This is a genomic window from Paraliobacillus quinghaiensis (assembly GCF_003426025.1).
Classification (GTDB): domain Bacteria; phylum Bacillota; class Bacilli; order Bacillales; family Amphibacillaceae; genus Paraliobacillus_A; species Paraliobacillus_A quinghaiensis.
This window is the reverse complement of sequence record NZ_QJSH01000002.1, coordinates 129,550-142,768: the sequence shown is the minus strand read 5'-3', so window position 1 is coordinate 142,768 and position 13,219 is coordinate 129,550. Positions and strand designations below refer to the sequence as shown.

Genomic DNA, 13,219 nt, shown 5'->3' with positions numbered 1-13,219 from the left:
TAAACATTTACTTTTATTACTTACTTAACTTCTCCTGGCCAAGCAATCATGCCACCAACCATGTTTGTCACATCAAAACCTTTTTGTGTTAAGAATTGACATGCATTACCACTTCTACCACCTGAGCGGCAAACCATGTAGTAATGTTTATCTTTATCTAATTCGCTTAAACGGGCTTCAACTTCTCCAAGTGCGATATGCTTCGCTTGTGGAATCTTTCCCTCTTCTACTTCAAAATCTTCGCGAACATCAATAATGTTAACATCCTCATTAGCTGCCAGCTTGTTTGCTAGCTCTTCTGCAGTAATTTCTTTCATGTTAGAATACCCTCCATTTAATAATTATATAAATAAGTTGACATTTCCATCTTGCGCATCGCCAATGTATGCTGCAACGCCACCATATTCTAAATCATCTAACAACTCTTCTTTTTGTAATCCTAGTAGATCCATTGTCATTGTGCAAGCAATCAGCTTAACATCTTGTTCTTGTGCCATCTCCACTAATTGTGGTAAAGGCATCGCATTGTGCTTTTTCATTACTGATTTAATCATTTTAGGACCCATTCCCATATAATTCATTTTAGATAAGCCCATTTTGTCAGCGCCTCTAGGCATCATTTTGCCAAACATCTTTTCAAGAAACCCTTTTTTCACAGCGACTTGATTATCTTTTCTAAGTGCATTTAAGCCCCAAAAAGTATGGAAAATTGTTACCTCATGATCGTATGCTGCTGCGCCGTTTGCAATGATATAAGCTGCCATCGCTTTATCATAGTCCCCACTAAACAACACGATCGTTGTCTTCTTTTTCTCTGTCATAGTGTTATCCTCCCAAAAATCTATTTATTTATTAATACATATACACGTAAAGGTATTGTAATAGTTTAAAAAAATACATACCTGATTTAATTTATCTACTTTTAACAAGTAAGTCTACTGCTTCTTGAATCAATTCTTCTGAGCTTTCGTCGTTACCTTTTTCTTCAATAATACATTTTTGTAAATTTGTACTTACAATAAGTGCTGCAGTTCGGTCCATTGCACTACGTACTGCTGACATTTGTGTTACAAGGTCACGACACTCTTTTTCTTCATCCATCATTTTTAATAAACCACGTACTTGACCTTCAATTCGCTTTACTCTGTTCTTAATTTTAGTATCATATTGCATGAACGATCCTGCCCCTTTCTTGAATTACTCATTTACTAACGTACATTATATACCCTGATCGGTATAAAAGTCAACCAAGCCGTTTAAAACAGCTGCAAATTATATTCCTTAATAAAACTAAGCTAAAATATCAAGCCAAATTTTTATTGCAGTTCCTACAATCAATACAGCTAAGATCACTTGTAGAACTGTTGCATTTACTTTTTTCCCAGCATTAGCACCAAGTGGAGATGCAATCAGACTCGCAACAATCATAATCGCTGCTGGTAAATATTCTACTTGCCCTGTCGTCACTTTCCCGACAGTAGACCCAATCGAAGAAATAAATGTTATTGCCAAAGATGATGCAATGGTCATACGTGTTGGGATTTTTAAAACGACAAGCATGATCGGCACTAATAAAAATGCTCCCGCAGCTCCTACAATACCTGCCCCGATTCCAACAATTAAAGCGAGTACAGATGCTAAAGGTTTGTTAAAACGCACTTGATCAAAAGCAACATCATCTATTCCTTTTTTCGGAATAAACATCATTGCTGCAGCAATTAAAGCTAGGACACCGTAGACAAAATTAATCGCATCGCCTGTCATTAACCTAGATCCGAATCCGCCAATAAAACTCCCAACTAAAATGCTACTCCCCATATAAAGAATCAATTGTTTGTTTAGGAATCCACCTTTTCGGTAGGCCCAAACACCACCAATTGTCGCAAATAATACTTGAACAGCACTTATTCCAGATACCTCATGTGCTGAGAAAGCTGCCAGTCCAAATAGTGATGGGATATATAAAAGCATCGGATATTTAATAATCGATCCACCTATTCCAAGCATTCCCGAGATATAGGAACCGATGAATCCGATAAGGAAAATCACAATCATAAACTCAATACTTAACTCCACTTATAAAACCTCCTAATCCTATTTGACTGTGAATTATCTAACAGCACAACGGTTAGGACCAATTTCCATTTCACGTTGTTTCTCATTATCTGGTGTGATTTTACCCATATTTGTTTCACGAATTTTTTCGTATGCATTTGGTTGTGGTGGTAGGTTCTCTGTCACCATTTTTCTGAAAGTCGCTTCATCTTCAATATTCAAGCCGTGATTTGTAGCAAACAAATTACCTAATGTTTCTGCTACTGTTCCATCATCATTTAATTCATCAATAATCATGAAGTGTGCAGGCAAAACAACTAGATCATCAGATAGTTTTTGGTAACGCTCATACAGGCTGTTACGTAGATCTCCAACCCAATCTTCCGCTTTACCAGCTAAGTCAGGACGTCCAATTGAATCAATAAATAAAATATCTCCTGTTAATAAGAATTTCTCATCAATGATAAATGACGTTGAACCAATTGTGTGACCTGGTGTGTATAGTGCTTGAATATCAATCTTTGTTGAGCCAACTGTAATTATTTCACCGTCAACTAGTTCTTGGTAATCAAAAGTAACTTCTTCTGCGTCTTTAGGTGGTAGCCAGTAAGTTGCACCTGTATTTATCGCGATATTACGTCCACCCGAAATGTGATCAGCGTGCAAGTGTGTATCCAATACATTAGTGATCTTAACACCTTTTTCATTCGCAAAATCAGTAAACACATCTGTCATACGAACTGCATCAATTATTGCTGCTTCACCAGCTGAAATTACCATATAAGATAGGCAACCTTTACCAATACGAACAAATTGATATAATTCGCCTCCGTCTTTTAGATCGGATACTTTAATTGGCTCTAAATGTTCACTCCATGCTTTCATTCCACCTTTTAGATAGGAAACGTTTAATCCAGCCTCAGCTAACATTTCAGCTACCATGACAGATGAACCTTCTTTTGCACAGACAACTAAAATATCTTTGTCTTTTGGAAGCTGATCTAAAATACCTTCTACTCCATCAATTAAATCAAAATAAGGTACATTTAGGTATGTGAAGTTTTCTCCTTCAATTTTCCAATCAGCATATTCTTCTTGGTTGCGCACATCCAAAATAAATAGTTCCTCTTTATTGATCACCTTTTTTGTTACTTGCTTTGTTGTCATCTCTTGCATTGCCATTCTAAATGACCTCCTGTTGTTTTGTTTTTATACTTTTTACACCTTTTTGTTTGTAAAGTACCCAAGAAATTAGACGCCCAGTTAAAATCACACATTAACTATAACGTCTTTATTTAAAAGTTTTTTTAATAGAGCTTTTTTGTTTATAACGCCGCTTTGATGCTTTCTGGATCAAAGCCGATTATCCACTTTCCGTTTACTTCGGATTGTGGTACACCCATTTGTCCTGTGGCTTCAACAACTTTTCTCATCATTTCTGGTTGTTTCTCCACATTAATTTCGTTAAATGGAATATCTTGATCTTGCAAATAATTTTTCAACATCACACAATACGGACATGTATTTGTTGTATATACATTTACATTACTCATATATAATTCCTCCTAAAATTTTTTTGATTTAATCTAGCGCCAAGCATTCATGCCACCTTTTACATTTGTCACTTGATCGTAGCCTAATTTCTTTAATTGCTTACATGCTTGTTGACTTCGCATGCCGCTTTGACAGATCACAACAACTTCTTTCTCTTTGTTGATCTCTTTTTCTGCTTTTTGCTTCAGCTGATGCAATGGAACATTTTTAAACTCTTTAATCTTGTTCCCTTTGAATTCATTTGGTGTACGAACATCAATAAACTGCTTCTTTTTATCTTTCAGTTCATTTTTTAGTTTGGCAGTAGAAATTGTCTGTACACCTTTTGTCGGCACCATACGTTTAATCATGATGTAGGTTAGGAAAATAACTGCAATATATAATGTGTATTCCAAGTTTTTCTCTCCTTTTTAATAATCATTAATACCCCTACAGGTATAATAATAACAAAATAAAAAAGTTTGTCAACTTTTCAACAATTTTTCTAAATTCGACAAAATTGTGTCAGCAAACTGTTAACCCAATTATATACCCCTATAGGTATGAAATCAACCCCTAATTTAAAATTTTTGTTGCCAGCACCAAAGGTTACTGGCAACACTACTTTTTATTCATTTACTTTATTCTTCAGACGGTCATATTCTTCTTCCGATATTTCGCCTCGGGCTAACCGCTGCTTTAGTGTCTCTAGCGGCTGATCTTTTCGGTTTGAATTTGTTCCAGTATTTGAACCTGCTTTAAGCACCCAAATAACCAAAACAATTAAACCAATAAAAATTAAAAAACCAAACAATCCAAACATTAACATACCTGATCCATAACCATACATTGCTTCTTGCATCATAGTAACTCCTCCTTCTTTTTTCTCTCCATACTCTATGAGGTATTATACATTTCAAGTTTATACAACTCTTATCCTCTATATTAAAGACAAAATGTTGAGAAAGTATCGATAAAATTAAAGTATTTACTTTTATTCCTTAGATTTATTTACCCATTTATAGCCTATTCCCCAGACAGTATGAAAATAATCATCGATTGGAAATCCAGTTTGCCGAATTTTATCACGTATATTTCGAACATGTGAGTCAATTGTTCGTCCTTCCGTATTGGAATCAAATCCCCATAACAACTCAATTAATTGTTCTCTTGCATAAACTCTTCCAGGATGCTGCATAAGATGACCAATCATCATAAATTCCTTTGGTGTTACTTTTATATGTTGTCCACGATAGGTAAGCGTATACTTATTCTCATCCCAGACTAACCCTTCCACCTCAGTCATTTGTTGAGATGGAACGCGCCTTAATAGTGCTTCCATTCTTGCGATTAACTCTTGTCCATCAAAAGGTTTCGTTATATAGTCATCTGCACCTAACTTTAAACCTTTGACAACATCCTCTTTTTGATCGCGTGCTGTTAACATAATAATAGGAATGTCTAATGTTTCCCGGATTTCTTGACAAAGTTCAAACCCATCTGTTTCTGGCATCATAATATCCAATAAAATAATATCATATTTGTTTTTTTCTAAGAATGTTCTTGCTGCTTTGGCATTGATTGCTTGATCATGATCAAAACCATATGGTTCTATAAAAAGAGAAATCATATCTAACATTCTTTGTTCATCGTCAATTATTAAAACATGTGCCATTGTCATCCTCCAACATCAATATTTAGGTAACTTAATCGATACGAAGGTTCCCTCTCCTAGTTCACTTTCTATCGAAATAGTCCCCTGATGTGCATCAATAATTTCCTTTACGATTGCTAAGCCTAATCCAGTTCCACCTGTTTTTCTCGAACGAGACTTTTCAACACGATAAAATCGAGTAAAAAGATGCTTAAGTGCTTCTTTTTCTATACCAATGCCATTATCCTGCACGTTAATACAGACTTCTTCTACATTTTCAATAACTTCCACTTTTACTGTCCCTTGATCTGATAGATATTTCCGTGCATTATCTAAAACATTCCACATTACCTGGTTGAACCGATCAGGATCAATAAAAACTTCAATTCCTCCAGGACAGTTAATCTGTAGCTTATGTCCATTTGCTTCAAAAGCTGGTGTAACCCGATCAACTACTTGCTTAATCACATCACATAACAATACTTCGCGGCGACTGATTTCAAATTGGTTACTATCTAGCTTTGCTAAATCAAACAATTGTTGAATCATTCGTGTCAGTGCTTCCACTTCTTGCCGAATAATATCAAGATAAGCTGCACGCTCTGTTTCACTAATCGTTGAGCGTTGTGCAATTTCAGCATACCCTTTTACATAAGTTAAAGGTGTACGTAATTCATGAGAAATACTTGATAAAAAGTCGTTACGTTCCTTTTTTAATCGTGTTAAATCCGTTGATAAACCTGAGATAGCTTTAGCCAGCTCTCCTAATTCATCTCTCCGATAAACTTGCAAGGGAACATGTTCTTTGCCTTCTCGCAACTGTGTTGTTGCATCTTTCATCTGTCGGACTGGTAGCGTGATTAACCGAGATAAAAGTAGAACAATAACTAACGTAATGAGTAAAGAAATGCCGCCAATTACTAGAAACTGCTTCTGTAGGTTTTGAACAAGCCCTTGGATATAATTCGTATCAGCAAACATATAAACATAACCAAGTAGCTTATCGTTATGAACAATTGGACTAACTGTCGCAATAAAGGTAGAATTGGCCCAATCATCAAACACGGTCGATCCATTTTGCTTATTACTAACTTCCCTAGAGATAACCTCTCGCATCTTTTGGGAAACCTGGTTTGATTGTTCTATTATTTGTTGTTCTCTATCGGTGATGACAACGGAGTAATTCGCCGATTCTTCCATTAATGCAACGTGTTCTAATGTAGTCGGATTGAAATAATCTCCCAATACAGCACTATGAGCATTCCCTCGATCTAAAACACTCTCAAACACTTCTCCAACACGATCATTAACCAAATTAGAATACAAAAGCAGATAGAAAAAGGATAAAACGGCAATTAATAAGATAAAAAAAAGTGAGCCTATTCGAAATGATAATCTATCTAACATAAAAAACCTCTTCCATCTTACTTATCTTGTTTTAGTATCTTCTTTAGTCTGTTATATTCTTCTTCGGTAATTTCACCCTTAGCCAAGCGTTCTTTTAGAATCTGAACTGAAGGATTCTCTCTGCCTCCAGTCAAATAATTCATTACTAGAATAGCACCGATTAAGATTAAAACTGACCATAGAATAAAAAACCAAATCATCGGCGCAAACATTGTTTGATGCATCATCAAGGATCCCTCCTCATCTTACATACATTAAGCATAACGTGAAATTATCGAGATTTTGTGCATAAATATTATTTTGAAAATACATGCAACTTTTCTTGATAAATCTTATCAATACTTGATTGTAAATTAGTATAATCAACTGGTTTACTAAACCAAAACCCTTGAAAATGGTAGCATCCTAATTTGTGTAGAATACGAACATGTTCCTTCGACTCTGTACCTTCTGCAATTACCGTTAATCCAAGCACGCGCGTCATTTCCATTATTGCCTGAACAATGGCAAAATCATTCGAATCTTCATGAATATTTGTAACAAAAGCTCGATCAATTTTCAAACAATCAATTGGAAATTTTTTTAAATAAGATAAAGATGAATAACCGACACCAAAGTCATCGACAGATATCCGAATACCTAAAGCCTTCAGTTCAAGTAAAATCTGCATAGATAATGATAAATCTCTCATCAACATACTCTCTGTAATCTCAAAAGTTAAAAGCTCTGCTGGACACGCTGTCTCTTCTAGGATCGCTTTTACATTATCTATAAATCCATCTGATTCCATTTGACGGTAGGAGATATTGATTGATGCAGTACGCTTAATACCCTGTTTATGCCATTTCAACGTATCAAGACAAACTTGACGAATGATCCATTCACTAATCGGAACAATCCATCCCGTGCCTTCAGCAATCTTGATAAATTCATCAGGGGAAACCATTCCTAATGTAGGATGTTCCCAGCGAATTAAAGCCTCTACTCCATCGACCGACATTTCTTCTAAATTCACTTGTGGTTGATACATCATCTTAAACTGATTTCGATCTAAAGCATGATACAAATCATTTTGAATCGCAATTGATGCCCTTATACCTTTATGCATTTCATCAATATAAATATGATAACGATGTTTACCTGTTTTCTGAGCTGTTTGTAGGGCTAAATCTGCTTGTATACGCAGTGTATCTGCAGTTTGTTCTTTGAATAAAGCTACCCCCATACTAACAGTTGCTACAAATTCCTGGTTATTATAGTGCCATGGTTGCTCTAATACCTGTAATAGTTTATTAACCTGTATACCTATTGTCTCACTATCCTGATTTTGTTCTATCAATATCGAGAATTGACTCTCTCCAGTTCGAGCGATCATTTTTGTTGGTAAAGTGTTATTGACCTTATCTGGTAACTGACTTAACACAAAATCTGCTGTCTCTTCACCATATAAACTACGAATTACCTTCATTTGATCAAAATCTAACAGTAGTAATGCAAATGGTTGGTCTTGTTCAATTATTTGCGATAGTGTTTGTTTAAAATAATATTGATTCGGTAAATTTGTTAATGCGTCATAATGTATTAAACGATTTAAAGTATCCTCAAAATCTTTACGTTCAGTGATATCACGGGCTACAAGTAAAATCTTTATTTGCTGTTCTTCCTCATCATGGAGTTGACTTCCTTTTACTTCTAACCAATGCCAACTGTCATCTGTATCTTTTATTTTTATTTCAATAGTATCGTGTTGTTTATTTAGTTTTAAGAGGTCAATAAATGCAATTACCTTGCTGAAAGATTCCTCTGAAAACACCTGTTTTATACCAGATAAAGAAAACTCCTCTCCCACTATTTGTGTATATGCTGGAGATATATACTCAACTTGTAATTTCTCATCAAGTAAACAAACCAAGTCAGTTGAATTTCCTTCAATTAGGCGATATCTTCTTTCGCTTTTTTCAAGTTTGTCATTATATTGCACATTTTGTAATGCCATTCCCAAAATAGATGAATAGCTATCTAAAGCGTGCAAATTCACCTGATTCATATTCTTTTTATTAGCAGTATACACTGTAAAAATCCCTAATATTTCTCCATCATTCGAATGCATCGGAGTCGACCAAAGGGCTTTATATCCACAAGCTTTAGCTATTTTCCAGAATGGTTTAAAACGATTGTCATTGTAAATATCGTCAATTAGTAATGTTTCCTTAGTAAATACATCATACGGATTGGAATCTAATTTCCCAAAAGAATGACAGTTAATCGATTCTTTAAATAGATCAGGTACAGAATTAGAGGTGAATAATTGATATGTTTCTTGTTTATAATCATAACGGAGAACTGTACATGCCATCCCTAAATGTCCTTCGATCAACTTGGGAAATTCAACGAAGTTAACTGTAGGATTTCCAGTTACTAGCATATTACGAACAAATGCCAACTGATTTTCAATTAATAGTGTTTGATTCTTTTTTGCTGTAATATCAGTTTGAATACCTGTGTAGTAATGTAATTTATTTTGCTTATTATAAATCGGTGAAATTTTCAACTCATTCCAGAATGAGCTACCATCTTTACGAAAATTCTTAACTTCAACTTGTATCGGTTGTTTACTGATTAAGGCTTGTCTAATTTTTTCTTTTATTGCTGCTTTTAAATCTGTACCATGTAAGAAACGTGGGTTTTGTCCAATTACTTCTTCTCTTTTATAGCCGGTAAAATCGCTGTAGCACCAACATAAATAAATCCTTTATATGTTTGCAATTGGAATAAACCACCACGTTCTTGAGGAATCGATTGTATCAAGTTATCTGAAAAAATGATCCAAAGTAAACCTGTAATTAAATAAATAGCACTGATTCTCAAAGCAGATCTCATCTAGTAAGCCACTCCTTGTTAGACACTCTCTAGTCACACATATATCGTAAGATAATGCAATTAATGTCGAAAAATAAGTTACTTTTAGATTACTAAAGTTTCTTTAATTCCGCTAGTATTTTTAATGATTTCCTTAAATTATAAGATTTCAGCGAATGACAGATTTTGTTATACGCATTTTCATCAATCCCAAAATATTGAAGAAAAACAATGTTTACGGAACTTGTTCAAACAAAAAACTGCTAAAAAGGGGATAAACCTTCTTAGCAGTTTTTAATAATATTTTACTTTTCTTTTTCAATCATAGCTTTCTTCAAATCATCTCGAACACTTTGTTTCCAGATTGGAATTCCAGCATGATAAGCTGACCTTGCCATCATAAAGCCAGAAATAGGTGCAGTAATAAAAACAAATATAATTGTTAATAATATTTTACCACTTACACTACCATGAATATAAATGAAAAATAGGAACAGTCCAATCATTATCCCAATAACACCTAATGTGGAGGCTTTAGTAGCTGCATTGATTCGTGTATATGTATCAGGTAAGCGAATAATAGCTACCGCCCCTAACAACATAAATAATGCACCAACTAACACAAAAAAGCTAATCACTATCTCTGTCAATGACAACGCCTCCTTCCATATACTTCGACAAGGCTATTGTTCCAACAAAGGCAAGAATACCTAATACTAAGACAACTTCCACATATACCAACGTATTTTGAATAATCATTATCATACCTACAAAACCAATCATGGTTATCCCAAGAAGATCTAAAGCAACAATCCGATCAAACATGGATGGACCTTTAATCATTCGAATGAAACAAAGGACAATAGCAACAGATAACATCATTAATACAATCCAAGCAACTGTTTCTAACATTAATCTGTCACCTCCAAAATTCCCTTTTCAAAGCTTGATTTAATCCCAGCAATAACTTCCTCTTTACTATCAATGTCTAATGTGTGGACGTAAAGTGTCTTTTGATTATCTGAAAATGACATCACAAGTGTACCAGGAGTTAATGTTATTAAACTAGCTAAAAGAGTTACTTCGAATCCAGACTTTAGCTCTGTTGGATATGCAATAATTCCAGGTTTAGCTTTCATTTTTGGAGAAAGAACAATTTTTGCAACATTCAAGTTTGCGATAATCATTTCTTTAATAAAAACAAGTACCAATCTAACAAAAGCAATAATTTTCGAAAAATAAATATCAAATTTTAAGATCTTTCGGAACACATATAACAGTAATATACCTAGTACATACCCGATAAGAAAGGATGAAAAAGTAAACTGACTAGATAGTAACATCCAGATTACTGCCAAACTAAGATTTAATAAGATTTGTAAAGCCATAGCACTACCCCTTTAATTAGAAAAACAAACGTCACTATTGCCTGCTTTTCTTATTCCTGTTCTAACATGCATGTTATATTATTTACCTAATACTGCATTCACATAATTTGCTGGGTCCAGAATTTGTTCAGACACCCCTAATGAATATTGGAAAATCGGCTCTGCAAAAAATCCTAAGCAAATTGTTAATACTACCAACGGAATAATTGGACGTAATAATGCAAACATTTCTTTTCTATTCACTTTATCTTGTGAAATCTTTGGCTCTCCCCAGAAAGCATACATAAAAATTTTCATCATAGAGAACAATGTTAGAATCCCTACAACTAAAGCTACAACAACAATATAATAACTTTCTTTTTGTACAGCTGCTAAAATTAAAGCAAATTTACTAAAGAAACCACTAAGTGGCGGAATTCCCGCAAGTGACATTGCTGAAATGAAGAATAGCCAACCTAACCATGGGTGAGTTTTCAAAAGCCCTCCCATTTTCTTTAATTCTGTTGTACCGGTAATTTTTTGTGTTGCTCCAGCAAACAAGAACAACGCAGACTTCACAATAATATGGTGCGCGATATAGTAGATCGCACCCGCAAGTGCTAGTGGTGTATAGACACCTAGTCCCATCACCATATATCCTACCTGACTAATAATGTGATACGAAAGAATACGTTTAAAGTCAAATTGTGATACAGCACCGAGTACACCAAAGAACATTGTACCACCAGCTAAAATCAAGATGATTGTATGTGTAAATTCAGTATTATGTACAAAGATTAAAGTGAACACTCGAATAATTGCATATATACCTACTTTAGTTAGCAAGCCACCAAACAATGCTGATATAGCCGCCGGTGGTCCATAATATGACTTGGGTAACCAGAAGTAAAGTGGAAACAACGCACCTTTAGCACCGAAAACAAATAAAAACAAAATGGCAATTCCATTTAAGATACCTTCTTGTTCCAACACTTGAACACGCTCAGCTAAGTCAGCCATATTCAATGTACCAGTAGTTGCATATAAATAAGCAAGTGCAACTAAGAAAAATGCAGAAGCAACCATATTCATTACGACATATTTAAATGATTCACGTAACTGATACCCTGTCCCACCATGTACAATTAAAACGTAAGAAGAAATTAACATTACTTCGAAAAAAACAAACAAGTTAAACATATCACCAGTTAGAAAAGCGCCGTTTACGCCTGTTAACAAGTAAAAATAAAATGGGTAAAAATAAAATTTCTCACGATCACTGTGTATTGTTTTAAATGCAAAGAATAAACAAACTACCCCAACAATACTTGAGAGTATGACCATCATTGTCGCAAACATGTCCGCTACCAATACAATCCCAAATGGTGCAGGCCAATCACCAATTTCTAACGTGATGATTTGACTTGGATCTGTATACACGATGTAACCTAGATAAATCGCAACACCTAACAATGAAAGAGCAGAAAATCCAGCAATGACACGTTGTAGCTTATGTTTCTTTGCAAAAAAGATTAATATAGTACCAATGAACATCGGCAGTAGTATTGGTAGTGTTAAAAAATTACTCATCTAATCTTCCCCTTAATTTATCTAAATCATCGGTTTGATGTACTTTATAAGTACGGTATGTCATTACTAGTAACAAGGCTGTCATTCCAAAACTAATAACAATTGCTGTTAAAATTAATGCTTGTGGTAATGGGTCTGTATAGCTAGATGCCCCTTCTCCCAATAACGGAGCAGAGCCAACACCTAGACCACCCATTGTTAAAATTAATAAATGTGCACCATGAGACATTAACACCGTACCTAAAACAACACGAAATAAGCTTTTTGTTAAAATGAGATAAGTTGAAACCGAAAATAATACACCAATTAATAGCGCTATTAAAATTTCCATTATTCATCATCCTCCGCAATCGTTGTAATTATGAGAAGCGCAATTCCGATCACGACGATAAAAACACCAAGATCAAACATTAATGCTGTCGTTAATTCTACTTCACCTAAAATCGGTAATGTTGTATATTGAAAAAATTGTGTTAAGAATGGGTATCCAAATAGTGTACTACTTACACCAGTACCCATTGCAATAAGTAACCCTGTTGCAATGAAATAAGGATAATAAAGAGGTAGCACATTCTTAATTGTCTTTAGATCAAAACTGACATACAACAATACAATGGCAGAAGCAGCCATTAACGCTCCAATAAATCCCCCACCTGGATTATTATGACCAGCAAATAATAGATAAAAGGAAAAGGATAATACGATGAACACTGAGATCTGAGCAACTGTATGCAATGATATGTTGTTTTTCATC

19 protein-coding genes are annotated in these 13,219 nt (G+C 34.6%); all 19 read right to left on the bottom strand.

The window, feature by feature from the left end; all coding sequences use genetic code 11:
• Positions 1 to 20 precede the first annotated feature (20 nt).
• Positions 21 to 317 carry a rhodanese-like domain-containing protein gene (locus D2K40_RS02660; RefSeq protein ID WP_117152725.1) on the bottom strand — a complete coding sequence of 99 codons (297 nt, stop codon included), beginning with the start codon at positions 315 to 317 and terminating at the stop codon, positions 21 to 23.
• Between the two features lie 24 nt (positions 318 to 341).
• The gene (locus tag D2K40_RS02655) at positions 342 to 821 is read right to left on the bottom strand and encodes a DsrE/DsrF/DrsH-like family protein (RefSeq protein ID WP_117152723.1); all 480 of its coding nucleotides are present in this window, start codon (positions 819 to 821) and stop codon (positions 342 to 344) included.
• 91 nt (positions 822 to 912) lie between these two features.
• Complete coding sequence (locus D2K40_RS02650; protein ID WP_117152721.1) at positions 913 to 1,173, bottom strand: metal-sensitive transcriptional regulator; 261 nt, start codon at positions 1,171 to 1,173, stop codon at positions 913 to 915.
• A 117-nt stretch (positions 1,174 to 1,290) separates the two neighbouring features.
• Complete coding sequence (locus D2K40_RS02645) at positions 1,291 to 2,055, bottom strand: sulfite exporter TauE/SafE family protein (RefSeq protein ID WP_117153107.1); 765 nt, start codon at positions 2,053 to 2,055, stop codon at positions 1,291 to 1,293.
• Positions 2,056 to 2,109: 54 nt separating this feature from the next.
• Positions 2,110 to 3,237, bottom strand: a complete 1,128-nt coding sequence (locus tag D2K40_RS02640) for an MBL fold metallo-hydrolase (RefSeq protein ID WP_117152719.1) — start codon at positions 3,235 to 3,237, stop codon at positions 2,110 to 2,112.
• A gap of 143 nt (positions 3,238 to 3,380) precedes the next feature.
• Complete coding sequence (locus tag D2K40_RS02635; RefSeq protein ID WP_117152717.1) at positions 3,381 to 3,608, bottom strand: glutaredoxin family protein; 228 nt, start codon at positions 3,606 to 3,608, stop codon at positions 3,381 to 3,383.
• Positions 3,609 to 3,641: 33 nt separating this feature from the next.
• Positions 3,642 to 4,004, bottom strand: coding sequence for a rhodanese-like domain-containing protein (locus tag D2K40_RS02630; RefSeq protein WP_117152715.1), 363 nt, complete (start codon positions 4,002 to 4,004; stop codon positions 3,642 to 3,644).
• Between the two features lie 212 nt (positions 4,005 to 4,216).
• Positions 4,217 to 4,453 (bottom strand): SHOCT domain-containing protein, encoded by a 237-nt coding sequence (locus D2K40_RS02625; protein WP_117152713.1) that lies wholly within the window; start codon positions 4,451 to 4,453, stop codon positions 4,217 to 4,219.
• 129 nt (positions 4,454 to 4,582) lie between these two features.
• Positions 4,583 to 5,263, bottom strand: coding sequence for a response regulator transcription factor (locus D2K40_RS02620; protein ID WP_117152711.1), 681 nt, complete (start codon positions 5,261 to 5,263; stop codon positions 4,583 to 4,585).
• Between the two features lie 15 nt (positions 5,264 to 5,278).
• On the bottom strand, positions 5,279 to 6,223 hold the full coding sequence (locus D2K40_RS02615; protein WP_444543973.1) for a sensor histidine kinase: 945 nt from the start codon (positions 6,221 to 6,223) through the stop codon (positions 5,279 to 5,281).
• A 443-nt stretch (positions 6,224 to 6,666) separates the two neighbouring features.
• Positions 6,667 to 6,876: an SHOCT domain-containing protein gene (locus tag D2K40_RS02610; RefSeq protein WP_117152707.1), complete on the bottom strand. Its 210-nt coding sequence runs from the start codon at positions 6,874 to 6,876 to the stop codon at positions 6,667 to 6,669.
• A 68-nt stretch (positions 6,877 to 6,944) separates the two neighbouring features.
• Positions 6,945 to 9,344 (bottom strand): EAL domain-containing protein, encoded by a 2,400-nt coding sequence (locus D2K40_RS02605; protein ID WP_229666599.1) that lies wholly within the window; start codon positions 9,342 to 9,344, stop codon positions 6,945 to 6,947.
• Positions 9,344 to 9,529, bottom strand: a complete 186-nt coding sequence (locus D2K40_RS02600) for a hypothetical protein (protein WP_117152703.1) — start codon at positions 9,527 to 9,529, stop codon at positions 9,344 to 9,346. Before D2K40_RS02600 ends, D2K40_RS02605 begins: the two co-directional genes overlap by 1 nt.
• 284 nt (positions 9,530 to 9,813) lie before the next feature.
• Complete coding sequence (mnhG, locus tag D2K40_RS02595; protein WP_308422887.1) at positions 9,814 to 10,158, bottom strand: monovalent cation/H(+) antiporter subunit G; 345 nt, start codon at positions 10,156 to 10,158, stop codon at positions 9,814 to 9,816.
• Positions 10,139 to 10,420: a Na(+)/H(+) antiporter subunit F1 gene (locus D2K40_RS02590; protein WP_117152699.1), complete on the bottom strand. Its 282-nt coding sequence runs from the start codon at positions 10,418 to 10,420 to the stop codon at positions 10,139 to 10,141. Before D2K40_RS02590 ends, mnhG begins: the two co-directional genes overlap by 20 nt.
• Complete coding sequence (locus D2K40_RS02585; RefSeq protein ID WP_117152697.1) at positions 10,420 to 10,896, bottom strand: Na+/H+ antiporter subunit E; 477 nt, start codon at positions 10,894 to 10,896, stop codon at positions 10,420 to 10,422. Before D2K40_RS02585 ends, D2K40_RS02590 begins: the two co-directional genes overlap by 1 nt.
• Before the next feature lie 78 nt (positions 10,897 to 10,974).
• Entirely contained in the window at positions 10,975 to 12,465 is a 1,491-nt protein-coding gene (locus D2K40_RS02580; RefSeq protein WP_117152695.1) for a Na+/H+ antiporter subunit D, read from the bottom strand.
• Entirely contained in the window at positions 12,458 to 12,796 is a 339-nt protein-coding gene (locus D2K40_RS02575) for a Na(+)/H(+) antiporter subunit C (RefSeq protein WP_117152693.1), read from the bottom strand. Before D2K40_RS02575 ends, D2K40_RS02580 begins: the two co-directional genes overlap by 8 nt.
• The gene (locus tag D2K40_RS02570; protein WP_117152691.1) at positions 12,796 to 13,218 is read right to left on the bottom strand and encodes a Na(+)/H(+) antiporter subunit B; all 423 of its coding nucleotides are present in this window, start codon (positions 13,216 to 13,218) and stop codon (positions 12,796 to 12,798) included. The genes D2K40_RS02575 and D2K40_RS02570 overlap by 1 nt, the downstream gene beginning before the upstream one ends.
• Position 13,219: the final 1 nt, after the last annotated feature.

Bases quoted from the DNA above. Each gene is read 5' to 3' on its own strand.
- D2K40_RS02660 (WP_117152725.1), bottom strand. From the start codon at position 317: ATGAAAGAAATTACTGCAGAAGAGCTAGCAAACAAGCTGGCAGCTAAT.
- D2K40_RS02655 (WP_117152723.1), bottom strand. From the start codon at position 821: ATGACAGAGAAAAAGAAGACAACGATCGTGTTGTTTAGTGGGGACTAT.
- D2K40_RS02650 (WP_117152721.1), bottom strand. From the start codon at position 1,173: ATGCAATATGATACTAAAATTAAGAACAGAGTAAAGCGAATTGAAGGT.
- D2K40_RS02645 (WP_117153107.1), bottom strand. From the start codon at position 2,055: ATGATTGTGATTTTCCTTATCGGATTCATCGGTTCCTATATCTCGGGA.
- D2K40_RS02640 (WP_117152719.1), bottom strand. From the start codon at position 3,237: ATGGCAATGCAAGAGATGACAACAAAGCAAGTAACAAAAAAGGTGATC.
- D2K40_RS02635 (WP_117152717.1), bottom strand. From the start codon at position 3,608: ATGAGTAATGTAAATGTATATACAACAAATACATGTCCGTATTGTGTG.
- D2K40_RS02625 (WP_117152713.1), bottom strand. From the start codon at position 4,453: ATGATGCAAGAAGCAATGTATGGTTATGGATCAGGTATGTTAATGTTT.
- D2K40_RS02620 (WP_117152711.1), bottom strand. From the start codon at position 5,263: ATGGCACATGTTTTAATAATTGACGATGAACAAAGAATGTTAGATATG.
- D2K40_RS02615 (WP_444543973.1), bottom strand. From the start codon at position 6,223: ATGTTTGCTGATACGAATTATATCCAAGGGCTTGTTCAAAACCTACAG.
- D2K40_RS02610 (WP_117152707.1), bottom strand. From the start codon at position 6,876: ATGATGCATCAAACAATGTTTGCGCCGATGATTTGGTTTTTTATTCTA.
- D2K40_RS02600 (WP_117152703.1), bottom strand. From the start codon at position 9,529: ATGAGATCTGCTTTGAGAATCAGTGCTATTTATTTAATTACAGGTTTA.
- D2K40_RS02590 (WP_117152699.1), bottom strand. From the start codon at position 10,420: ATGTTAGAAACAGTTGCTTGGATTGTATTAATGATGTTATCTGTTGCT.
- D2K40_RS02585 (WP_117152697.1), bottom strand. From the start codon at position 10,896: ATGGCTTTACAAATCTTATTAAATCTTAGTTTGGCAGTAATCTGGATG.
- D2K40_RS02580 (WP_117152695.1), bottom strand. From the start codon at position 12,465: ATGAGTAATTTTTTAACACTACCAATACTACTGCCGATGTTCATTGGT.
- D2K40_RS02575 (WP_117152693.1), bottom strand. From the start codon at position 12,796: ATGGAAATTTTAATAGCGCTATTAATTGGTGTATTATTTTCGGTTTCA.
- D2K40_RS02570 (WP_117152691.1), bottom strand. From the start codon at position 13,218: ATGAAAAACAACATATCATTGCATACAGTTGCTCAGATCTCAGTGTTC.